Origin of the sequence: Arsenophonus endosymbiont of Aleurodicus dispersus, assembly GCF_900343015.1 — a bacterium.
Lineage (GTDB): Bacteria > Pseudomonadota > Gammaproteobacteria > Enterobacterales > Enterobacteriaceae > Arsenophonus.
In genome coordinates, this window is the sequence record NZ_LR025108.1 from 44,328 (window position 1) to 68,657 (window position 24,330).

Annotated in this window: 15 protein-coding genes and 2 pseudogenes; 10 read left to right on the forward strand and 7 right to left on the reverse strand. The window is 31.8% G+C overall.

Translation table 11 applies throughout. The annotated features are described in order from the left end of the window. Positions 1-72 precede the first annotated feature (72 nt). Together pfkA and WBAF_RS00170 are read right to left on the reverse strand one after the other, a co-directional pair. A complete protein-coding gene (gene pfkA / locus WBAF_RS00165) occupies positions 73-1,050 on the reverse strand; it encodes a 6-phosphofructokinase (protein ID WP_121463099.1) in 978 nt (325 codons plus the stop codon). 448 nt (positions 1,051-1,498) lie between these two features. Continuing rightward, complete coding sequence (locus WBAF_RS00170) at positions 1,499-2,362, reverse strand: YicC/YloC family endoribonuclease (RefSeq protein ID WP_121463100.1); 864 nt, start codon at positions 2,360-2,362, stop codon at positions 1,499-1,501. A 118-nt stretch (positions 2,363-2,480) separates the two neighbouring features. Here WBAF_RS00170 and rph point away from each other — a divergent pair, with 118 nt between their 5' ends. From rph to WBAF_RS00205, 7 genes and pseudogenes are all read left to right on the forward strand, one after another. Next, positions 2,481-3,197 carry a ribonuclease PH gene (gene rph / locus WBAF_RS00175; RefSeq protein WP_121463101.1) on the forward strand — a complete coding sequence of 239 codons (717 nt, stop codon included), beginning with the start codon at positions 2,481-2,483 and terminating at the stop codon, positions 3,195-3,197. 498 nt (positions 3,198-3,695) lie between these two features. Continuing rightward, a complete protein-coding gene (gene rpmB / locus WBAF_RS00180) occupies positions 3,696-3,947 on the forward strand; it encodes a 50S ribosomal protein L28 (protein ID WP_121463102.1) in 252 nt (83 codons plus the stop codon). Continuing rightward, entirely contained in the window at positions 3,940-4,107 is a 168-nt protein-coding gene (gene rpmG, locus WBAF_RS00185; RefSeq protein WP_121463103.1) for a 50S ribosomal protein L33, read from the forward strand. The genes rpmB and rpmG overlap by 8 nt, the downstream gene beginning before the upstream one ends. A 942-nt stretch (positions 4,108-5,049) precedes the next feature. After that, positions 5,050-5,703, forward strand: a complete 654-nt coding sequence (gene ribB / locus WBAF_RS00190; protein ID WP_121463104.1) for a 3,4-dihydroxy-2-butanone-4-phosphate synthase — start codon at positions 5,050-5,052, stop codon at positions 5,701-5,703. 798 nt (positions 5,704-6,501) lie between these two features. Beyond that, complete coding sequence (gene parE, locus WBAF_RS00195; protein WP_121463105.1) at positions 6,502-8,397, forward strand: DNA topoisomerase IV subunit B; 1,896 nt, start codon at positions 6,502-6,504, stop codon at positions 8,395-8,397. Positions 8,398-8,433: 36 nt separating this feature from the next. Then, positions 8,434-10,689 carry a DNA topoisomerase IV subunit A gene (gene parC, locus WBAF_RS00200; protein WP_121463106.1) on the forward strand — a complete coding sequence of 752 codons (2,256 nt, stop codon included), beginning with the start codon at positions 8,434-8,436 and terminating at the stop codon, positions 10,687-10,689. Positions 10,690-10,754: 65 nt separating this feature from the next. After that, positions 10,755-11,488, forward strand: a pseudogene (locus WBAF_RS00205) (1-acylglycerol-3-phosphate O-acyltransferase). Between the two features lie 393 nt (positions 11,489-11,881). Here the strand turns inward: WBAF_RS00205 and apaH are convergent. The 5 genes and pseudogenes from apaH to WBAF_RS02540 all read right to left on the reverse strand — a co-directional run. Next, positions 11,882-12,685 (reverse strand): annotated as a pseudogene (apaH, locus tag WBAF_RS00210) (bis(5'-nucleosyl)-tetraphosphatase (symmetrical) ApaH); the annotation flags it as partial. A 2-nt stretch (positions 12,686-12,687) separates the two neighbouring features. Then, complete coding sequence (gene apaG / locus WBAF_RS00215) at positions 12,688-13,065, reverse strand: Co2+/Mg2+ efflux facilitator ApaG/CorD (protein ID WP_121463108.1); 378 nt, start codon at positions 13,063-13,065, stop codon at positions 12,688-12,690. Between the two features lie 27 nt (positions 13,066-13,092). Further along, positions 13,093-13,902, reverse strand: coding sequence for a 16S rRNA (adenine(1518)-N(6)/adenine(1519)-N(6))-dimethyltransferase RsmA (gene rsmA / locus WBAF_RS00220; protein WP_121463109.1), 810 nt, complete (start codon positions 13,900-13,902; stop codon positions 13,093-13,095). After that, positions 13,895-14,884, reverse strand: a complete 990-nt coding sequence (pdxA, locus tag WBAF_RS00225) for a 4-hydroxythreonine-4-phosphate dehydrogenase PdxA (RefSeq protein WP_121463110.1) — start codon at positions 14,882-14,884, stop codon at positions 13,895-13,897. The genes rsmA and pdxA overlap by 8 nt, the downstream gene beginning before the upstream one ends. Before the next feature lie 1,369 nt (positions 14,885-16,253). Next, positions 16,254-16,385 carry a hypothetical protein gene (locus WBAF_RS02540; RefSeq protein WP_256388161.1) on the reverse strand — a complete coding sequence of 44 codons (132 nt, stop codon included), beginning with the start codon at positions 16,383-16,385 and terminating at the stop codon, positions 16,254-16,256. A gap of 1,447 nt (positions 16,386-17,832) precedes the next feature. On the opposite strand from WBAF_RS02540, the gene rppH reads away from it, so the two are divergent. The 3 genes from rppH to recC all read left to right on the forward strand — a co-directional run bounded on the left by rppH (position 17,833) and on the right by recC (position 24,134). Further along, complete coding sequence (rppH, locus tag WBAF_RS00230; protein ID WP_121463111.1) at positions 17,833-18,327, forward strand: RNA pyrophosphohydrolase; 495 nt, start codon at positions 17,833-17,835, stop codon at positions 18,325-18,327. Between the two features lie 196 nt (positions 18,328-18,523). Beyond that, entirely contained in the window at positions 18,524-19,411 is an 888-nt protein-coding gene (gene lgt / locus WBAF_RS00235) for a prolipoprotein diacylglyceryl transferase (protein WP_121463112.1), read from the forward strand. A 1,330-nt stretch (positions 19,412-20,741) separates the two neighbouring features. Further along, on the forward strand, positions 20,742-24,134 hold the full coding sequence (recC, locus tag WBAF_RS00240) for an exodeoxyribonuclease V subunit gamma (protein ID WP_121463113.1): 3,393 nt from the start codon (positions 20,742-20,744) through the stop codon (positions 24,132-24,134). Positions 24,135-24,330 lie beyond the last annotated feature (196 nt).

Here is a 24,330-nt window from a genome sequence, read left to right on the forward strand (position 1 = left end):
TAAACATACAACACTCATGCACGCTATAAAACTTCTAGCGCAATTTGATTAATTACAACTAAATAAAAAAAGTTAATAAAGTTTCTTTACCGTATATAACCAATCCTGCTTAAAATTACGTGGCATATTTTCAATTACATCAATAATATCATGATGAACCAATTTATCATTTTGAATACCAACACAGCGGCCACTATACCCATGTAAAAGTAACTGAGTAGAGTAAACTCCCATACTAGATGCCAGAACACGATCACTTGCTACTGGACTACCGCCTCTCTGAATATGACCTAAAATAGTTGCTCGTGTCTCATGCCCAGTTTCTTTTTCAATATATTTTGCTAATTGATTTACATCATAAATATGCTCAGTGATAGCAACAATAGCATGATGTTTACCTCTTGCTAAACCAGATTGAATCTCCATCAATAACTCTTCTTTATCAAAAGGTATTTCTGGCAATACCACAAATTCACAGCCGCCTGCAACCGCGGCGGATAAAGTTAAATAACCGCACTGACGTCCCATTATTTCAACTATTGAAATACGTTTATGTGAAGTTGAGGTATCACGTAAACGATCAATTGCCTCAACAATGGTATCTAAAGCTGTAAAATATCCAATCGTATAATCAGTACCAGCAACATCATTATCAATAGTTCCGGGTACCCCTATACAAGGGAAGCCAGCTTCAGTAATCTTTTTTGCCCCACGATAAGAGCCATCTCCACCGATGACAATCAAGGCATCAATATTATATTTTCTCATATTATCAATAATTTTAGCTCTTACCTGATCACTATCCCGAAATTGAGGAAACCGAGCAGAACCTAATAAAGTACCGCCACAATTAATAATATTAGAAACACTAAAACGGTTAAGTTCTTTTATTCGATTTTCATAAAGTCCCATATAGCCATCATAAATACCATAAACTTCTAAATCCTCAGAAAGTCCCATTAGCACAACACTACGAATAGCAGCATTCATTCCTGGCGCATCACCCCCACTAGTTAAAACACCAACTCTTTTTATTCCTTTTTTGTTCATGATGACCTATGATTTAATATATTGCCACAAGTATAAAAGCAATTATTTCATTAATTGTATTTATGAACATAATATTACATATGCATAAATAAATTTAACCACTAAAACTAAGTTTTAGCTAAATACTTTACATTATATTATTTTTCTTTTTATTATAAATAACTATTTTTTACATCCAATAATCTATATCTAAAATAAATAATAACATCAATATAAAAACAAAAGTATATTATGATTATTTTTATGTCTGTAAGGTTTCCCATATTTTTTCCATTTTATTAGGAGTGTACTTTAATTACGTATAATTAAACCAGACTAAGTAAAATTTTCAATATACTAATAATGTGCGATTAATGATTTTATATGAAACTTGTTATATTCAACAAGCCAGTATTTATAATAACTTATTAGTTACAAGTTATGATAATTAGTCAATTTACCTAATAATCTACTCAATATTTTGGATCTGCTCACGCATTTGTTCTATTAACACTTTTAATTCAATAGCCGAATTAGTAACTTGGCTATTAATAGATTTTGAAGCCAAAGTATTTGCTTCACGATTAAACTCCTGCATCATAAAATCTAACCGTCGGCCAACAGCATATTCTTTTTTTAGAATATTATGTGTTTCTTTCACATGAGTCTCCAGCCTATCAAGCTCTTCTGCAACATCAATATGTTGAGCTAATATGATTAGCTCTTGTTCTAATCGATTATTATCGATCTGAATTTCTGCCTCTTCTAATTTTGTTAGTAATCGCTCACGCTGCCATTTCAAAATTTCCGGCATTTGACGACGTACTTGTTGTATTTCCTGAAAAATAGCATCTAAACGTTGCTCAATCATTATTTTTAGCATCTTTCCTTCTATTTCCCGATTAAGAACAAAATCATCCAACGCAAATTCTAATTCTTTAAGTAAATGCGTACAGATAACATTTAAATTCTGCTCTTGAGCTGATATAACACCATGCCAGCGAAGAATTTCTAACGGATTAATTTCTCCTTCACCACTAATCTTTTTTATCCAATTAGCAGTTCTAATCAATTGATTAGCTAACTCTTCATTCAGGACTAATTTACTCTGTTGATATGAACTAAGTTCAAAAAGTAAACTACACTCTACTTTACCTCGTATTAATCTAGCACGTAGACGCTCACGAATAACAGGTTCCAAACTTCTAAATTGTTCAGGCAAGCGAATATAAGTTTCAAGATAACGTTGATTAACGGAACGCAGCTCCCAAGCAGCACTTCCGCATTCAACTTTTATATCTCGTCGTGCGAAAGCAGTCATACTATGAATCATATTCATTCCCTATTAATAAAAATAAAATTATAACCTTGAGTTAAACCATTAAATAGGCATTCAATGTAAAAGAAAGTATAATATGCTACAAACATTATTTAACTAAGAATATAACACTATGCGTCCAAAAAATAGAGAGGCTAATCAAGTACGTCCTATAAAAATAACTCGTAAATATACTAAACATGCCGAAGGGTCTGTTCTAATTGAATTGGGTGATACCAAAGTATTATGCAATGCAACAATTGAAGATGGCGTTCCTCGCTTTGTAAAAAAGCAATCACAAGGTTGGATAACAGCAGAATACGGTATGCTACCACGAGCAACAAATGATCGTAATATACGAGAAGCAGCAAAAGGCAAACAAACAGGTCGCACTATGGAGATCCAACGCCTTATTGCCCGTTCTTTACGCGCAGCTGTTAATTTAACACAATTAGGTGAATATACCATTATACTAGATTGTGATGTCATTCAAGCTGATGGTGGGACTCGTACCGCTGCAATTTCTGGTGCCTGTATTGCTTTAACTGACGCATTAAATAAAATGGTCGCAGAAGGAAAATTGAAAAAAAGCCCGCTTAAATTTATGATTGCTGCTATTTCAGTCGGCATAGTAAATGGCAAACATCTTTGTGATCTTCAATATAATGAAGACTATATCGCAGATACAGATATGAATATTGTCATGATAGATAATGGTAAAATAATTGAAATTCAAGGTACTGCCGAAGGTGAACCATTTAGTCATGTAGAATTGCTCTCACTGCTTTCTCTAGCAAAAAATGGCTTACAAACTATTTTTACAGCCCAGAAAAACGCTTTAAATCAATAAATTTAAACATATTTCTAGCTAAATTTTTATCTCTATTAAATTAAAGTTAAAATAAATTACATAACATATGATAAATAATTAAATTATTATTTAATAAAGGAAAGGCTATGAAAGTAAATGCAGTATCCATTATTTTAAAGCATAATAATCTATCTGAGTAAACAATAAGCTTGTTTAGCAAATAAAATTGTAACTGTTTAATAGATATAAAATTGCTTGATAATTTGCCTTCACTAACATAAAATAACTTTTATTAGTACCATATATTAACTAATAAATAACTACTTTATTATTTATGCGCTTGAGTGAAAATGTTAAAATTCAACCACCTTTAGGATATAAAGGTTAAAAAAAAGAGCATATATAAGTATATTTTACTTAAGTTAAGTTATTTTTATATAAGAGTTAATAAAATTTGCTGAGATAGACTCCTAAGTCTAACTAGGCAGTTATTTACAATATAAATCTAACGCTAATTAGATTTTCAGAGGAGTAAGCATGTCACAAATATGTCAAGTAACTGGTAAGCGCCCGATGAGTGGTAATAATAGATCACACTCTGCGAATGCAACTAAACGCCGATTTTTGCCAAACCTGCAATCACACCGTTTCTGGGTTGAATCTGAAAAACGTTTCGTAAAGCTTATTGTATCAGCAAAAGGTATGCGTATAATAGATAAAAAAGGGATCGATGAAGTTCTTGCTAAACTTAGCTTGGTGAAAAATACTAAGGAGCTAAAAAATGGCTAAAATTATTAGAGATAAAATTAAACTAGTTTCTTCTAAAGGTACAGGTCACTTTTACACTACAACGAAAAACAAACGTTCTATGCCTGAAAAATTGGAAATAAAAAAATTCGATCCAGTTATTCGTAAGCATGTTATTTATAAAGAAGCTAAAATTAAATAGTTTCTTTATAAGAAGCCGAGCCTAGCGTAAAGCTAAGTTTTTATATCGCTTTTTTATATAGCTTTATTTTATCCGCCAATACTATATTAAAACGCATACAGACACGGCGGTAAATTAAATGAGTGACCTATCTGATTTTGCATAAACTAATTATTTATTACATAAACAACTTTTACATAGCTCATCAGAATAAAGAGTGAACATCTATTTTTTTATAATTATTCAATAATGGTTTATATTACATTTTTCCAAGGATCAACTTTTACGGTTAAATATTAAATTATTTTAGTAAAAACAAATTTAATTTTACTAACTGGAAATATAATATTGACTACCATTTTTCAGCAAGATATTCACCTAAGTAGCATATTTCTTTAGGTCAAGTATCTTAGATATTAATCATAACTAGTTCAATTTATTTAGCGTCAATAATTATGCTAACCTTTTAGGTTACAAATTATAATCTCTAGATTAGATAGTAGCAGATGTTTAAATAATTTTAAACAATTATTATAAATAAATTAAACAGTAATAATAGATCTAAATTATCTAAATAACTACTTAATCCTAAGATAGCTCAATATAAAAATATTATTTTATGATCTATTTTGTTATTGTTAATTGCTAATAAATTAGATTCAAGATATAGTTTAGTTATTTATATCATGACTCAGTGAGATTCATCATCTAGCTGATGTGTTTGTTATTTTAATTTAATAAACAAGTACACAACCATTTTATTATAACAATTTGTAGTTGAAGTCAACATCTACAATGAGATTATAGAACCAACGGTTATAGTCTATATGGGAAAAAATAATCTGGCGTTTTAACAACTGCAAATTTTATACAGATACAGATTTTTAGATACTTATTTGATTTTTTATATTTCTACGCTTGCCATGGTTATAGTAATTTTATATTTATTGACGAGGATTTACCATGAATCAGACATCACTTTCCGCGTATGGCAATCCAATCGAACGTATAGAGCGTGCTCTTGAGGCACTACGTCAAGGTAATGGTGTTATGGTACTTGACGACGAAGACCGTGAAAATGAAGGTGATATTATTTTTGCAGCTGAAACTATGACAGTTGAACAAATGGCATTAACTATTCGCCATGGCAGTGGAATTGTTTGTCTTTGTATAACTGAAGAAAGACGCAATCAACTAGCATTACCAATGATGGTTAAAGAAAATTCAAGTCAATTCCAAACTGCATTTACTATTACTATTGAAGCTTCCGAAGGTGTTACAACAGGTGTATCTGCCAGTGATCGTTTAATAACTATCCGTAAAGCAATTGCCGATGATGCAAAACCAACCTTTCTAAATCGGCCTGGACATGTTTTTCCATTAAGAGCCCAAGAAGGTGGTGTATTGCAGCGTCGTGGTCATACTGAAGCTACTATTGATTTAGTTACTTTAGCCGGTTTTAAGCCGGCAGGCGTTTTATGTGAGTTAACAAATGACGATGGTACCATGGCCCGTATGCCAGAAGTACTTATCTTTGCTAGGCAACATGATATGCCGGTGATAACTATTGAGGATTTAGTAATCTATCGTCAGCAATTTATTTTAAAACAGGGTTAATAGATTTAATAAGCTATTTTAAATAATTTAATTTTATTCTAAAACTAGTATCGTTATACTAAAATGGTGTCTATTAAACAACCATCATATCTCGCTAACTTTATTCTTAAACAATCAATTATTTAATAATACTAATTGATTTTTATTAATTAGTTTGATAAGTGATATCAGCAATCTAGTCTTTTTACCTGCATGTCTAACTTTCTCCAGTTTAGCAGTAAATAATTACTAGATTTATTAATTTTTTCAAATGCATGTTTACGTTTATCTAGTAATTTACACAAACCAGGATTACTTTATTTTGCTTTATGATATAATCACAATAAATTATTAGCATTTATAGTTAGTACTCATTTACCACTGGACTAATGGTAATTTTAAAAAATATTTTTTTATCCTGATTCTTTAATTATACAATATTTTATTTTACTGATCTCATAACAACATTTAAATCATTAATTTTAGCATAATATACCATTATTGGAGCTGTCAGTTAAATTAACTACAAACAATACAAATTAATGTATTAACAGCGCCTGATTTAATTTAGCTATTACAACAAAATCGTCAAAATATTACCTATCACCTATCTTATCTAAGTAAACAATAACATCAGAATATAACCATACTTTATTTGTCTACTATTTTTCATAAATTATGCGTTTTTATCTTTAGCAAAAACAAAATAAATAAAAAGTTATTAAAAACAGCTAAATAATTGTTATTATCATCAGTATATCAGCATTTATTGGTATAATTAATTGGTATAATTAATCATAAATTAACACATAAAATAATATGGCTCAATATAATTATAATGCAGTATCAATAGAGGTACTCAGTGGGTTAGAACCTGTACGTCGTTGCCCAGGAATGTACACCGATACCTCTCGACCAAACCACCTAGCACAAGAAGTAATTGATAATAGCGTAGATGAGGTGCTGGCCGGCCATGCTAAATGCATTAATGTTATCTTACATGAAGATCAGTCGCTGGAAGTAATTGATGATGGCCGGGGTATCCCTGTTGATATTCATCCAGAAAATAAGGTACCTGCTATAGAGCTGATTTTAGGGCAGTTACATACCGGTGGTAAATTTTCTAATAAAAATTATCAATTTTCTGGTGGACTACATGGTGTTGGTATTTCCGTAGTCAATGCGTTATCAAACCGTATTGAAGTAAATGTTAGTCGTGATAGCCAAATATACCGAATTGCTTTTGCAAACGGCAAAAAAATTCAGGAACTCCAGGTAATTGGTAGTTGTGCTAAATGGAGTACCGGTACTAGCGTACGGTTTTGGCCAGATAGCAATTTTTTTGACAACCAGAGTTTTTCTATTTCGCGTTTAGTACGCGTATTAAAAACTAAAGCGGTGCTATGCCCTGGTGTTAAAATTATCTTTAAAGATAAAATAAATAATACTAATCATATATGGCGTTATAACGATGGCTTGACCGAATACCTAATGGAGGCAGTGAAAGGTTTAGTTACTTTACCAGAGAAAGCATTTGTTGGTAATTTTACTAGCCAAATAGAAATGGTAGATTGGGCACTACTTTGGTTACCCCAAAATGGTGAACTATTAACCGAGAGTTATGTTAACCTTATTCCAACTGTACAAGGGGGGACCCATGTTCATGGACTACGTCAGGGGTTACTAGATGCGATGAGGGAGTATTGTGAATACCGTAATTTACTTCCTCGCAGGGTTAAATTAATAGGTGATGATATTTGGGAACGCTGTGCTTATGTCCTATCAGTCAAAATAAAAGATCCACAATTTGCGGGCCAGACTAAAGAACGTCTTTCTTCTCGGAAGAGTGTTGCGTTTGTTTCTGGGGTAGTAAAAGATGCTTTTAGTTTGTGGTTAAACCAAAACATTCAAGAAGCTGAGCAATTAGCGGAACTTACCATTTATCGTGCGCAAAATCGTCTACAATCAACTAAAAAAGCTGCACGCAAGAAACTAACTAGTGGGCCTGCATTACCAGGTAAGTTAGCCGATTGTAATTCTGAAGATCTTAATTTTACTGAACTATTTTTAGTTGAAGGAGATTCAGCCGGAGGCTCAGCTAAGCTGGCGCGGGATCGTGAATATCAGGCGATTATGCCGCTAAGAGGAAAAATATTGAATACTTGGGAAATTACTTCAGATGAGGTTTTAGATTCACAGGAAGTTTATGATATATCAGTGGCTATTGGTATTGATCCAAATAACGATAATCTTAGCCAACTACGTTATGGTAAGATCTGTATTCTTGCTGATGCAGATTCTGATGGTTTGCATATTGCAACATTACTTTGCGCGCTCTTTGTTCGTCACTTTACCGCTTTAGTAAAAGCAGGTCATATTTATATTGCGATGCCACCTTTATACCGCATTGATCTAGGTAAAGAAGTATATTATCCTCTAGATGAAGGTGAAAAAACTGCTGTCATCAATAGGCTAAGTTATAAAAGCGGCAACCTTAATGTACAGCGTTTTAAAGGTTTAGGCGAAATGAATCCAGCTCAATTACGCGAAACTACATTTGATCCTAATACAAGACGTTTAGTCCAACTCATTATTAATGATGAAAATTATCAAGAAACACTAGCAATGATGGATATGTTATTGGCGAAAAAAAGGACAGAAGATCGGCGAAATTGGTTACAAGATAAAGGCCATACAATGGAAATTGAAGTGTAATCAACTTTGTTAACCAGAGACTAAGGAATTAAATGAATGAGTGAGATAACACACGATAGTGTAGAGCAGCAACTAGTTCATACCTTTACCGAAAATGCCTATCTCAATTATTCTATGTACGTTATCATGGATAGAGCATTGCCATTTATTGGTGATGGGTTAAAACCTGTTCAGCGCAGAATTGTTTATGCAATGTCTGAGCTTGGGTTGAGTAATGCAGCTAAGTATAAAAAATCAGCTCGTACAGTTGGTGATGTATTGGGAAAATATCATCCACATGGAGATAGTGCTTGTTATGAAGCAATGGTGTTAATGGCACGACCATTTTCTTATCGTTATCCATTAGTTGATGGTCAGGGAAACTGGGGGGCCCCCGACGATCCTAAATCTTTTGCTGCTATGCGTTACACTGAGTCTAGATTGACAAAATACGCTGAAACGCTCCTTAGTGAATTAGGATTGGGAACAGTGACCTGGACGCCAAACTTTGATGGAACATTAACCGAACCTCAAACACTACCGGCAAGATTACCCAATATTCTGTTAAATGGCACGACAGGTATTGCTGTTGGTATGGCGACAGATATTCCGCCACATAATGCTCGTGAAGTAGCAAGCGCATTAGTTGCTTTACTGGAAAATCCAGAAGCTGATCTAAAAATGTTGATGGATTTTATTCCTGCTCCTGATTATCCAACAAAAGCAGAAATTATTTCTTCAAAAGAAGATATTCAAAAAATTTACCAAACAGGTCGTGGTTCTATTAGATTACGCGCTGTGTGGGAAAGAGATGATGGTAATTCCGTGATTACTTCACTACCTCATCAAGTTTCAAGTACTAAGGTGTTAGAGCAAATAGCTTCGCAAATGCGTGCCAAAAAATTACCTATGGTAGAAGATTTACGTGATGAATCAGATCATAAAACGCCAACGCGGTTAGTAATTGTACCTAAAAATAATCGGATTGATTTAAAGCAATTAATGACACATTTATTTGCAACTACAGATCTAGAAAAAAGTTATCGAGTTAATTTAAATATAATTGGCCTGGATAATCGCCCTGCAGTTAAAGGACTGGTTAAAATTTTAAATGAATGGTTATTATTTCGACGAGAAACCGTCCGTAACCGCTTAAATCATAGTTTAGAAAAAGTATTAAAACGCTTACATATACTTGACGCTTTATTAAAAGCTTATCTCAATATAGATAAGGTGATTAATATTGTTCATAATGAACATGAGCCTAAAGCAGTATTAGTGGCCCGTTTTATGCTTTCAGAAACTCAGGCTGAATCTATCCTAGAATTGAAATTACGGTATTTAGCTAAGCTAGAGGAATTTAAATTACGCGATGAGCAAGCTAAATTAGCTAAAGAACGTAATAGACTACAAGCTATTTTAGGTTCTGAGAATTATTTAAATCACTTGATCAAGAAAGAAATTCAAACTGATGCACAAACTTATGGTGATAACCGTCGCTCACAACTTAAGGAGTGTATTGAAATAAAAACAATAAACGAAAATGGTATTTTACCTACTGAGCAGGTTACTATTGTCCTTTCTATTATGGGATGGGTAAGAAGAGTAAAAGGCTATGATATTGATCCTACTAATCTGAATTATAGACCAGGAGATGGATTCCTTAGTGCCGCAAGAAGTAAAACTAATCAACCAGTTGTTTTCCTTGATAGTACTGGACGTAGTTATTCCCTTAACCCTATTAATCTACCTTCTGCCCGCGGCCATGGAGAGCCGCTTAATAGTAAATTAGCATTACCACCTGGCGCAACGATTAAATATCTATTAACTGCCCCTGAAGAGCAAAAATATTTGTTAGCATCAGATGCTGGTTATGGTTTTATTTGTACTTTTAGTGACTTAGTAGCAAAAAATAAAACAGGTAAGACATTAATTACCTTACCTAATAAGGCAAAGGTACTGACACCATTAAAAGTCAATAATGAGCAGCAATATTTAATCTTGGCTATTACTAAAGTAGGAAGAATGTTAATATTTCCTGTTAAGGATCTACCTAAGCTATCTAAAGGTAAAGGCCATAAAATTATTAATATTACAGCGGCTCAATATGATAGCGGAGATGATTTGCTAATTTGGTTAATTGTTTTGCAACATCATTCTTCAATTACACTATCTTTTAGTAACCGAAAATTAAAATTAAATTCTGAAGATTTACACAAATATCATGCTAAAAGAGGGAGTAGAGGTTATTCGTTACCTCGTGGATTACAGAATATTAAGAGTATAGAAGTAATTCCTCCTATTAATAGATAATCTTATTAATAGATAATATTAGATTTTTTATTAGTTTATGAAGTTACTTATTATTTGAGATAAATATGCTAGCTATTATTCGTATTATTATTTTTATCCTATTTATGATATTGGTTTGTGTGTTAGGTTGTTTTTATTGCTTATTCAGTCCAAGAAACCCACGTAATGTTATGTATTTTGGCAGAATATTTGGTAAATTATCTTATGTTTTTGGTATTACTATTATTAATCGGGTACCTTATGAATCAAAAAATTACGGTCCCAGTATTTATATAGGCAATCATCAAAACAACTATGATATGATAACTATGTCAAATGTAGTACAACCAAATACTGTTACTGTTGGGAAAAAGAGCTTAATATTTATCCCTTTTTTCGGTTATCTATATTGGTTGACCGGTAATATTCTTATTAATAGAACAAATCGGACTAAAGCGCACAACACAATATCACATATTGTTAAGCAGATTAAAAAAAAAACCTTTCTGTTTGGATATTTCCTGAGGGAACTCGTAGTCGTGGGCGCGGTTTAATGAAATTTAAAACAGGTGCCTTTTATGCAGCAATTTCAGCTCAGGTTCCGATAGTACCAGTCTGCTTATCTAAAACAGAAGGACGTATTAAACTAAATCGTTGGAATAATGGAATAGTGATTGTTGAAATGCTACCACCTGTTGATACAAAAAAGTATCACAGGGAAAATACCCGTGAATTAGCAGAATATTGCTATAATTTATTCAAAGAGAAAATTGCAGAATTAAATAAAGAAGTAGAAGAAATAGAAAAAAATATTAAATAAAATTTAATTTTATTTTTAATACAAATAAATTTCTACCTTGTCATATTTAATAGTGTATTGTTATTTTTATTATGATAAATTATTGTCATTAGTAACAAATAATTTATCATAAATTCTTCTTAAGAAGACCAGATAAATTATATCAAAGATCTATACTTATGAAGTAATACTTAGATTAATGGTATAATAAATAGCTCGGTATGAATTGTATTTACTTAATCTGGAGCATGGATAAAATAAATTATCCATTAATATACCGCAAATATTTATGATCATTTGAATAATGTTATATTAAACATATAATTAAAAATTAAATTTATATTTTTAATAAATAATTTTTCGGCAAATTTTTATAAATAAGAATTTAGTTTAAATAAGTTGTCTTTTTATAAGCGAAGGCTGTTGAAAAATTTTTTTATCTTCCCAACGTAATAACGTAAGTTTACCTCCCCAACAACAACCGGTATCCAGCCCATAAATATTTTCAGGTGTTCCCTTACCTTCAAGGGAAGCCCAATGACCAAAAATAATAGCATATTCTGGTGATATTTTTCGCGGCAGATCAAACCAAGGCTTTAAAGGTGGAGGTGTATTTTCAGGTTTATTTTTCCAGGTCATATTTAACAAACCATCAGGAAAACAATAACGCATACAGGTTAGGATATTAGTACTAAAACGTAAACGAGATAATCCTGTTAGATTGGGTGACCAGTTGTTCGGGATATCTATATACATAGAGTCGATAAATAAAGGATAGGTATCACTCCTAAGTGTAGCCTCTACTTCTTTAGCACACATCTGAGCTGTTGCTAAATCCCATTGTGGTGTAATCCCAGCATGCGACATGATAATTTTTTTCTTACTATCAACTTGTAATAATGGTTGACGTCGTAACCAATTAACTAATTCATCAATATCAGGCGCTGTTAGTAATTTTTTTAGTTTATCTTTTTGTTTATTATAACTAATATTGGCATATACACTGATAAGATGAAGATCATGATTACCTAATACCATTCTAATAGATGATCCTAATTTTTTAATGTAACGTAAAACATTGAGAGAATCAGGCCCACGGGAAACGAGATCACCGGTAAGCCATAAAATATCCTTTTGTGGCTCAAATTTTACTTGTTTAAGAAGTGCTATAAGTTCACGATAACAACCGTGAATATCTCCTATAAAATAAGTAGCCATAATTAATTGATTAGTTTTGGGATAGCAAAACGAAATACTGGGATATCAACATAAAAATTTTCCCCATAATGGTCTAACATAACATAATGACCTTCCATGGTTCCCATGGGTGTTTCTATAATAGCACCACTAGTATAACGAAATTCAGCGCTTGGTTGAATGATAGGTTGCTCTCCTACCACACCCTGGCCTTGTACTTCAGTACGTTTACCATCACTATTAGTAATTAACCAATAGCGCCTTATTAACTTTACCGGCTTACGCCCAAGATTGCGAATAGAAACTGTATAGGCAAAAATAAATCTATCTTCTTCTGGTAAGGATTGATTTTCAATATAAAAACTTTGAACTTGTATACAGATGTTAGGTTCATTTAGCATATTACCCACCCCAAAAGTTTTTTACTATCAGCAAGTAGTTTTAGCTAATTTTCTAGCTAAATTACAATAATTTTCTACTGAAATATTTTCAGCGCGGCAATTTGGATCAATACCTAATTGCGCAAAATCCTGCAAGGTAAATAAATCAATTAAACTATTACGAATCTTTTTGCGTCGTTGATTAAATGCCTGTGTAGTAATACGACTTAATAATTTAACATCACAAATAAGATAAGGGTTTCGTTGATGAGAAATTAATTTCACGACAGCTGAATCAACTTTGGGTGCTGGCGTAAAAGCCGACGCTGGTACAGCTAAGATAGGCATTATCTGACAATAATATTGCGCCATAACACTAAGGCGACCATATGCTTTAGTATTTGGTCTTGCGATTAAGCGATTAACCACCTCTTTCTGGAGCAGAAAATTCATGTCTACTATAACATTAATATAAGTAAAAAGATGGAACATTAGCGGAGTTGAAATATTGTAAGGAAGATTACCAAACACTCTAAGGGATTGACCTTTTTCTTTCATTATTTCACCAAAATCGATCGTCATTGCATCGTTTGGTATAATTGTTAGTTTAGCGCTAAGCGCAGGATGCGCAGCTAAACGGACAGTTAAATCATGATCTAACTCGATTATCGTCATATTTTCTATATGCTCGCTAACAGGTAATGTTAGAGCACCTAAACCAGGGCCAATTTCAACAATAGCTTGATCAGGTTTGGGATTAAAAGCAGTAACGATATTATCAATAATAAATTGGTCAGTTAAAAAATTTTGACCAAATCGCTTACGGGGAAAGTGCCCTTGATGTATTAGTTTATTCATTATTATTTTGTATCATGTTAATCGCTAATTTTAAGGCGGTTATAAAACTATTGACATCTGCTTTCCCACTTCCTGCTAGCTCAATAGCTGTCCCATGGTCAACCGATGTACGGATAAAAGGTAAGCCTAAAGTAATGTTTACAGCGTTGCCAAAACCTTGATATTTTAGCACAGGCAGACCTTGATCGTGATACATAGTTAAAATCACATCAGCTTGGTTATGATATTTTGGTTGGAATATAGTATCCGCTGGGAAAGGACCATAAAGTTGCAATCCTTCATGACGCAATTTATTCATAACCGGTATGATAGTGTCAATTTCTTCATATCCCATATGTCCTCCTTCGCCAGTATGAGGATTTAAACCACAAATATAAATTGCTGGTGTTTTAATCCCAAATTTACATTTTAATTCGTTATTTAAAATATAAATAACTTCTTGTAAGCTCTGGAAAGTAATTGCACTTGGAACCTGCTTAAGAGGTAAATGAGTTGTTACTAGTGCAACACGCAATTTTTCTGTAGCTAACATCATGACCACTTTTTTTGTTTTACTTCTATCAGCTAAAAACTCAGTATGCCCAGTAAATGGAATACCTCCATCATTTATAATGCCTTTATGAACAGGGCCAGTAACTAATGCTGAAAATTCACCAGTCATACAGCCATCACAGGCGCGGCCAAGGGTTTCTATTACATAAGTGCTATTTTTTTTATTAAGTTGGCCTGCTTTGACCGGGGCAGGTAATTTTATCGGTAAAACAATCAATGTTTTTATAGCGTGGTTGTTATTCAATACTCCTGGCGAATATATAGTTAATTCTAATCCTAGTTGATTGGCTCTAGCTATCAGCAAGTCTGGATCAGCACAAGCTACTAATCTAACTGGCCAATTTAGTTGAGCTAATTGAATTAAAAGATCAGGACCTACTCCAGCTGGTTCACCGGAAGTAAGAACGATACTATGAGTTTTTTTTTCCATAAAAATTACTGTGCATCACTATCATTAAAAATTTTTACATATGTAGATGCACGTAGTTCTTGCATCTAATTTTGTGCCTCTTCATTTAATTTACGATTGAATAATAGCTTATAGGCATGATCTTTCTGTTTTACATCTGGTTTATCAACTTTACTTGTATCTTACAGCTGAATAAGATGCCAGCCAAAAGAGGAATAAATTAGTTTACTTATTTAAACTTTATTTCAAAGCATTAAACCATCACAAAATGATGGATAATACATATTAGGCATATTAGCTCACCACCACGTAATGCAGAACTTAGATATTGTGAGAATTTTTTAGCTGCTTCGGTAAAAGTTATTTGCCTAGTTTAAATTTTATGTCCAATTTTTTGTATTGTTGCATATGCCTGTTCGTTATTCATAATAGGTGATAGCTTAGATATTTCACTTCGGTGACTGAAATAAGCATATTGATTGCTATATCACCTTTTTTAGCATGCTGAATTTGTTGTCCTGCATTTATGGCGTTTCTTCTTACTATATCTACCATATTATATTATCTACGCTGCTTTGTAGCACAACACCACAATAGTAGTAACTTTATCCAAAAGTTGTGGAGCAGCAAGTGTAATATCCCAAAATTCATTAAATTCTCATTTAATTAAATTATATTATAATTTTATCCTATATTTGATATATTAAAATATTAATTTTATTATAAAGCTCTTTGATAAGAGCCAATGCCATTGGCAAGTATATCCTGACTTTACAAATTATGCTTATTATTTCATTGATTATCATAGTTACTACTGAAGTTTGGTTATTGCAACATTACCAATTTAGGATTATAGCCTATATTAATTGACCATAAGTACTATACTGTAACTAATCTACTTGCTGGTTGGTTTTCTTTCAGCTCATGATAGTAATAGCTAGCAAAGCACCAGAAATTATAATTTATTTGAATTAAACGATCCGAATCCATGCTATATTCTGTCAAAACATTCCCCTTGGTGATATCAACAAGCCATCTATTATACTGAAGTCAGCACGCAGTCCCAAGTTATCCGTTAAGCGTAAATAAGTATCACCAGACCATAATAATGGTCCAGGATTACTTTTATCCTCAATAGGTAAATTATAATTTTCAATTTGGATCCTCTTAAAAGAGGATTTGTGTCCAACATAAAAATTAAACCGTTCAGTTAATTATTTATCATCAATACCTATTGTCGTAAGTTAGTTAGCTGAAGCGATACTATCAGATCTAATCGACTATATAGAATATAATTGTTGTAGTCAGTCAGCCTGTACTTATTGGTCGCTATAATACACATAAAGATATTGAATTATAGGTTCTAACGTTTATATATAATTACTATTTATCAGCAGAGCAGGTCACGTTCGAAACCAACTTTTGCATCATAAGTTACTGAGGGGAATATACGAGTAACTTGTTTTTTCAACTGGCTATCATCCAAGTTAGCAGATATATTCTGATTATAATCAGTTATCATCACCCTTATATTAACACTAGCCTAACCATTTACTAATGGTAGGTTCAGGCGCGATATGTAACCGCGTGGCATCAATATTATTAGCCCAATCACGGATTATAAGTGATAATTATGCATAAATTTTCAGATTACCAAAATCATATTTATGATAATTAAGGTCTAATTTTAGTACAGCTTTTTTTTTAAGATTTGCTATTAGGTAAATAGAAAAAAATCTTAAATTGTTTATGCGTTTAATCGGCATAACCAAACCTGATTTTTAGGGTAATAGGTAAAATATTTTGAATAACTAACTTTAGTATAATCAATATATAGATGAGTAGATTATTTAGATTACCTTTCACGATGGGTTGATGCTCTATATATTTCCTTCATCTATATGATCGTATAGTAAAAAGTGAAATAATTAACGTATTGAATAGCTTTTATCTGTATAAAACTATCAGCTTATTTATTCAGGTTATTAGGCATAGAGTAGAATAATTTGTATAATATCCTCATGAGGAGTTGAGTATCATATTTGATACTGAGATTGGAGATCTAATCATAGATTTAATTATTGATCATGCATATGATATAGTATAAGAATATCAAGATTAAGATAAAATAAATGCTAAAAATAGCAATCAGAAACTATTGTTGTAAACATATTTCAAATATTAGGCCCTTTAAAGAAAACAAAAAAGCATGTAATATAGTTTTAAACATTATTAAATAAATGTTCCAGATTGATAAAAATATACTTTATAAATGAAGTAAATCGGTGATCTATAAATTAGGTGAGTAATATAAAGTTATTCAGCATGTAATTATACACGTGAAGTACTAGTGGCGCTTTTAAAACAGCATAAAATATAATAGGATTACCTAGTAAAAATAAATCAACACGTAGTTGGTGAGTGGTGACTAGTAATAGGAATAAGTTTAACTATCCTAGTTTGTGCCTGTTTTACCTGTTGTAAAACAGACTTACCAGCGCAGATAAAATGCAAATAAATGAGTACCTAATAAATTTTATATAGTTACTATTTTAAGTAATTGATGCATTTATTACAGCATCAATTTTTGAGCTAGTTTAAGCTGCTCGCTAGTTACTTATTAAGCAGCTATCTTCAACTTAAAGATAGTTATAAACTAGTACCATAGCATAATTATTTTTCTTCTCATTTAAGATAATATCAAGTCAGAGGCCAATATAAGCTGGGCTATTTTACCCTTCTATTCTAAGGTAATTTTAAAATCAATACCCCATCATTGTAGGCCTTAACTAGGAATAAAAGCATCACAGGTGTAAACAGTTAAGATAGATTTTTTCCCCATATTATTCAATACTGAGTTCTACTATATAATTAAATTTAAATTGCATAGTAAATACTATATTAATAGTTTCCCATATAGATTAGTATAAAACAATGAGCTATCTTTAAAAATTTTAACGAGGTAGTCGATGGTTGACAATAATGGCTACCGCCCGAATGTAGGAATGGTAATTTGTAATCAGCAAGGCCAGGTATTATGGGCTCGTCGCTATGGGCAACATTCATGGCAGTTTCCTCAAGGGGGAATTAATCCTGAAGAATCTCCAGAACAAGCTATGTATCGGGAATTATTCGAAGAAGTAGGGTTAGATAGTAAAGATGCTAAAATATTAGCATCTACCAGAAAATGGTTAAGTTACAAATTACCAAAACATTTGGTGCGTTGGGACACTAAACCAATTTGTATTGGGCAAAAGCAACGGTGGTTTTTATTACAATTGGTATGTAATGAACATAATATTAATGTGCAAATAAGTAAAACGCCTGAATTTGATAGTTGGCGTTGGGTGAATTATTGGTATCCTGTTCACCAGGTGGTTTCTTTTAAAAGAGATATTTATCGCAGAGTTATGAAAGAATTTGAGCCGATGGTTATGTTACTACAAAATAGTGCAATGACATAAAATAATGGCCATACCTGCTTAGCTAAATAAATTTAGTGAAAGTAGGTTAATCTATTTTTAATAGATAATTTTTTCAAATAAGTAAGAGTAGTTAAAGCTACTCTTGTTTGGGTTTTGAAAATATTTACTTGCTAAAATACGCGTTAAATAGATTTATTAATGAATTTAATCAATACTATATTAAAAAATAAAAACTATGAATAATCATTATATTATGTTTCCTAACATAGATCCTGTTATATTCTCAATTAGTCCAGTAACCCTTCATTGGTATGGTTTAATGTATTTACTGGGATTTATTTTCGCTCTATGGTTGGCAAAGCGGAGAGCAGAAAAATTAAATAGCGGTTGGACTAAAAATGAAGTTGAAAATCTCCTTTATATTGGGTTCTTAGGTGTCTTTATTGGTGGACGTTTAGGTTATGTTTTATTTTATAACTTGCCAACCTTACTGAGCAATCCTTTGTATCTATTTAAAGTTTGGAATGGAGGAATGTCCTTTCATGGTGGGTTAATTGGTGTGATATGCACTATGTGGTGGTATGCATGTAGGACTAGACGCCACTTTTTCCAAGTTGCCGATTTTATTGCGCCATTGATTCCATTTGGATTAGGCATGGGACGAATTGGTAATTTTATTAATGGAGAACTTTGGGGACGTGTAATATTAGACATCCCATGGGCAATGTTATTCCCAAACTCTTGGGTAGAAGATATTCAGATTGTTAGTCAAGAACATTCTTTATTACCTATTTTAGAGCAGTATGGTGTATTACCACGACATCCCTCCCAACTTTATGAGATGTTTTTTGAAGGGATTATTTTATTTATTATTTTGAATTTATTTATTCGTAAACCCCGCCCAATTGGCAGTGTATCAGGATTATTTTTGATTAGTTATGGCGTTTTTCGTATTTTTGTTGAATTTTTCCGTCAACCAGATGCGCAGTTAGGGCTATTAACTGGTATAAGTATAGGACAAATTTTGTCAATTCCTATGATCATTATTGGTATTTTTATTATGATCTTAATATATAAAAACAATCGATATTTTGTAAAAAATTTAATTATTAATAAGGCATAAAATAATAAGTAGCAACATATTTTAATCTAGTTTTTGACTTATACTATTAAATAAATAATAAATTATAAGCGAGTAATAATTGGGTAGAAAATAAACGCACAGGTGTAATCCTGATATTGAAGATAAAATAACCAATTTACTTTAATTACTACTAGTAAAAATTTTTATAAAGCAACTATTGCGGAATGATTAGGTTATCTAATAGGTTATTCTTACACTGAACCATTTCAATATATTGGCTATAATACATGGAATGCCAACTATGAATGCTCATTTTTATGAAAATAAGCTTTCACTTATACGTGATATTAAGTTTAAGCCAGCTCTTGATTCTTTCAGTTACGCATGAACCCTAATATTTAAAGATATTGTAACCAGAGTGTAATGATTTTGAAGTCATCGGTGATAAATATCATGATACAATTAAATCTCCCTTTGCTGTATAAAGTATAAAGACTTTTATTGGTGACTGTTATTATTAACATGAAAAAAGGTAACTACCATATTATTCCTATTTTAATTAATATTATGGTTTAATTAGTAAAAAAATAAATGCTAAAAACATTAAAATTTGAGAGTTCTATCTTTATATCATCATTTGATGATTTATATCCTCACCTCAACACATAACAATAAATCGGATTTATTACTTGTGTGCTACATATGGTAAAATATATGTACCAATAGTGGTTCACCCTGCTTTAAATTATCATTTATATTGCCATAACAGATTTAATTGCTGTTGTTAGTATTAACGTAAAACAAAATTATAAACAAAAAATAATTTTATTAATGGCAATAATAATGATTATTACTATGAGTTTATTAAAATTAATAATATTAGATTATCATTATGAGAATCTATTAAAGATATTGATAAATTAAAAATTACTTGCTTTTTTGAAAAATCTTAGGTGGCATTAGGATAGGGGAAATATAAACCTTAGGTTAAGAAAAAATTCCACAAAGAACGAATTTATTATCAATAAAAAATTATAAACCTAATAGGCAATCTAGAATGGCAACAACCTAAGTTATATTATCCGTTATTTGCTATTTCAGCTGTTATGTTATCATAAGCTCATAGCTGTCTTCCCTATTACATAGCAAAAAAAACGACAATTTCGCTTGATGCATAATTTTTTTGAAAGTTAAGAGGCAATACTTGGTATTAATTCTATCAATGCGGATACAACAAATTATATTATTAAAAATATTGATTTATCATATTGATACGTGATTATTACAAATAATTGTAAGCAGGGATTAGTTATATTTAAGATACCTGATAACCAATTAACTGCTACATCAAGGTAATAGGAAAGAGCTTATGCTACAGATTTATCATTCTAATCAATTAGATATCCACAAAGAACTTATTTCTAGTTTGATCAACAATAATCCTTTAAACCATCCGTTTGAACAAGAAATTATTTTGGTTCAAAGTCAAGGTATGTCTCAATGGCTACAAATAGAGCTGGCGCAAAGTTTAGGAATTATTGCTAATATTTCTTTTCCGCTCCCGGAAACTTTTATTTGGAATATGTTTACTCGGGTTTTGGCTGATATTCCACAAGAGAGTGCTTTTACTAAACGGGCAATAGCTTGGAAATTAATGACAATTTTACCTTCATTGCTATACAAACCTGAATTTAAACCTCTTAGACAATATCTAAATGAGGATACCGGTAAACGTAAGTTGTATCAGTTATCAGCTCGTATTGCAGATCTATTTGAACAATATTTAGTTTACCGTCCCCAATGGTTAGAAAGCTGGCGCAAAAAACAACTAATTGAGGGATTAAGTGATAATCAGCAATGGCAAAAACTTCTTTGGTTAGAGTTGATAGAGTATACGGAAAAGCTTAATCAACCAAAATGGCATCTGGCAAACGTCTATCAGCAATTTATAAAAAATTTGCATACAAATATACCTTCATATATTAGCTTACCAAAGCGTGTATTTGTCTGTGGTATTTCCGCATTACCACCGGTTTATTTACAGACATTAAATGCCCTTGGCCAGCATATAGATATTCATTTAATGTTTACCAATCCATGTCGTTATTATTGGGGGGATATTCAGAGCTACGCTTCTTTAGCAAAACTTGAACGACGTAAGTTAAAAAATTATCGAGATAAAAATGAAATTAAGCGTTTCAAGGAACAAAGTTCAATTTATACTTTATTTAATCAACAAGGTGAACAATTTCTGACTAATCCATTATTAGCTTCTTGGGGAAAATTAGGAAGAGATAACCTATATTTTTTATCTGAGCTAGATCAATCTAATGAAGTTGCTGCCTTTGTAGATTTAACACGCGATTGTTTGTTACACCAAATTCAACAAGATATTTTAGATTTAGAAGATCATGCCCAATTTGGGTTAAACGAAAAAAATTATAATAATAGTTTTTTAAAAAGACAATTAAGAAAACAAGATAAATCATTGACATTTCATTCATGCCATAGCCCACTACGTGAAGTAGAAGTATTACAAGATTATTTATTACAGCTATTTGAAGAAAACCCTAATCTAACGCCCAAAGATATAATTATAATGGTGGCTGATATCGACAGTTATACACCTTATATACAAGCGGTGTTTAGTCATGTATCACCAGAACGTAGGCTACCTTTTTCTATTTCAGATCGAAAAGTCAGGCAGATACACCCTATTTTGCAAGCTTTTATTTCATTACTTGATTTACCTAAAAGCCGCTTTACTACAGAGCAAGTATTAGCTTTATTAGAAGTACCTGCATTGGCTCGACGATTTTCTATCGACAATGAGGAATTAATTTTATTGCGTCGATGGATTAAAGAATCAGGTATTCGTTGGGGGCTTGATGATCAAACTATCACAATACTTAAATTACCAGTAACAGGGCAAAATACCTGGGCTTTTGGTTTAAATAGAATGCTGCTTGGTTATGCTATGGATAGTAATGTAGGAACTTGGAATAAAATTTTACCTTATGATGAATGTACAGGCTTGTCCGCTCAATTAGCCGGCCTCCTTGCCGCATTTATTGATTCATTGGCCAGTTGGAGAAATAAACTTAATCAAGAAAGAAAATTAGCAGAATGGTTGCCGTTATGTAAATGTCTGTTAGATACTTTTTTTGAACCTGATGAACACATTGAAGCAATATTCATATTTATACTCCAGCAATGGCAAAAAACCATTGAAACTGGAATAGTAGTAAAATATGAAGATGTGGTTCCCATATCGCTTATTCGTGATGAGTTATCAACATGTTTTGATGATGAAAAAATTAGTCAACGTTTCCTTGCTGGTGCAATTAATTTTTGTACTCTAATACCTATGCGTTCTATTCCTTTTAAAGTTGTGTGTTTATTAGGTATGAACGATCGGATATATCCACGTTCAATACCACCACTATGGTTTGATTTAATCGCTGAACAGCCACAACGTGGTGACAGAAAACGTCGCGATGATGATATTTATCTATTTTTAGAGGCTTTAAATTCAGCTTCTAAAATATTTTATCTTAGCTATATTGGGCATGCTATGCGTAACAATCAAGTACATAATCCCTCAGTTCTGGTGAATGAATTACTGGATTATATTAGCCAAAGTTTTTGTTTAGAGGGTGATGAACATTTAAATATTGATTTAAGCGCTGATAGAGTAAAAGAACATTTAGTTACTAAACACACCCGAGTCCCTTTTGCAAAAGAAAATTATTTACCTAATAGTATTCATCAGAGTTATGCTAGTGAATGGTTATCAGCAGCCAGAAAAAAAGGCAATCTACAACCTGAATTCTGTACTCTTTTAATGCCGCTAATTGAACATAACAATGAAATATCATTAGAGCAGTTAATGTTTTTTTATCGACATCCAATACGTGCTTTTTTTCAAAAAAGATTAAAAGTTATTTTTTTAAATGAAGAAGTTCAATTACCAGAGAATGAGCCTTTTATTGTAAATAATTTACAACAATATAAATTTAATGAACGCTTACTTAATGCTTTGATTTATAAACAGTCATTGGAAGAGCTGTTAATTACTTTGCGGGCAACAGGTGGCTTACCAGCAGAACATTTCGGTCAAATTTATTGGGAAAAACAAATCCAAGATCTGCAACCTTTAGCTGATAAAATAAAGATAAATTATCATGAATATTTTAATAAACAATTCGTTGAACCTTTTAATAATGTTCGTTTATCCGGACAATTAAGAAATATTAAGCAAAACGGAATTATTCGTTATCGTCCTGCAAATTTAACGATTAATGATGGTTTATCACTCTGGATAGAACATTTAATTTTTTGTTTAACTATTAAATCTGGTACAAGTTACTTTTGGGGAATAAATAATAGTGAATGGTGTTTTAATCCAGTAGATAAATATCATGCAAAAGTATACTTACAACAACTTATTAATGGTTATCAAGAGGGGATGAATTCACCATTACCACTTTTGTTAAAAAGTGGCTGGAATTTATTAATGTCATGCTATAACAAAAAAAGTAATCAATTTGATTTTAATTCTGAGGCTATTTGGCAAAAAGCCAAAATACAACTTATCCAATCTTTACAAGGTACATATAATCATCCTGGTGAGATGAAAGATAGCTATATTAGTCGAGCTTTCAGTAAAATAGATAATAATTTGCTTGAAACAATAAAAAAAAAGGCACTTACTTATTTATTGCCAATGGCTATTTTCATAAAAAATAAAAGGATGGTATAGATGCTTAAAATTACAAGAGTTATTATTAACAATATGATAGTAATGCTCTTATTACTATTTAGTACAGCAAGCTTAACTAGGCAAAATTAGCTAGTTTTTTGCCTGATAAGATAAATAAAATAGAAAAGATACTAAAGGGTATCAGGCAATAAAACTAATGATAGGATTGTATCGCTCATATCTCAAAAGTATTACC

Bases quoted from the DNA above. Each gene is read 5' to 3' on its own strand.
- lgt (WP_121463112.1), top strand. From the start codon at position 18,524: ATGAATAATCATTATATTATGTTTCCTAACATAGATCCTGTTATATTC.
- pfkA (WP_121463099.1), bottom strand. From the start codon at position 1,050: ATGAACAAAAAAGGAATAAAAAGAGTTGGTGTTTTAACTAGTGGGGGT.
- rsmA (WP_121463109.1), bottom strand. From the start codon at position 13,902: ATGAATAAACTAATACATCAAGGGCACTTTCCCCGTAAGCGATTTGGT.
- rppH (WP_121463111.1), top strand. From the start codon at position 17,833: ATGGTTGACAATAATGGCTACCGCCCGAATGTAGGAATGGTAATTTGT.
- rph (WP_121463101.1), top strand. From the start codon at position 2,481: ATGCGTCCAAAAAATAGAGAGGCTAATCAAGTACGTCCTATAAAAATA.
- ribB (WP_121463104.1), top strand. From the start codon at position 5,050: ATGAATCAGACATCACTTTCCGCGTATGGCAATCCAATCGAACGTATA.
- apaG (WP_121463108.1), bottom strand. From the start codon at position 13,065: ATGCTAAATGAACCTAACATCTGTATACAAGTTCAAAGTTTTTATATT.
- parC (WP_121463106.1), top strand. From the start codon at position 8,434: ATGAGTGAGATAACACACGATAGTGTAGAGCAGCAACTAGTTCATACC.
- rpmG (WP_121463103.1), top strand. From the start codon at position 3,940: ATGGCTAAAATTATTAGAGATAAAATTAAACTAGTTTCTTCTAAAGGT.
- recC (WP_121463113.1), top strand. From the start codon at position 20,742: ATGCTACAGATTTATCATTCTAATCAATTAGATATCCACAAAGAACTT.
- parE (WP_121463105.1), top strand. From the start codon at position 6,502: ATGGCTCAATATAATTATAATGCAGTATCAATAGAGGTACTCAGTGGG.
- WBAF_RS02540 (WP_256388161.1), bottom strand. From the start codon at position 16,385: ATGATAACTGATTATAATCAGAATATATCTGCTAACTTGGATGATAGC.
- pdxA (WP_121463110.1), bottom strand. From the start codon at position 14,884: ATGGAAAAAAAAACTCATAGTATCGTTCTTACTTCCGGTGAACCAGCT.
- rpmB (WP_121463102.1), top strand. From the start codon at position 3,696: ATGTCACAAATATGTCAAGTAACTGGTAAGCGCCCGATGAGTGGTAAT.
- WBAF_RS00170 (WP_121463100.1), bottom strand. From the start codon at position 2,362: ATGATTCATAGTATGACTGCTTTCGCACGACGAGATATAAAAGTTGAA.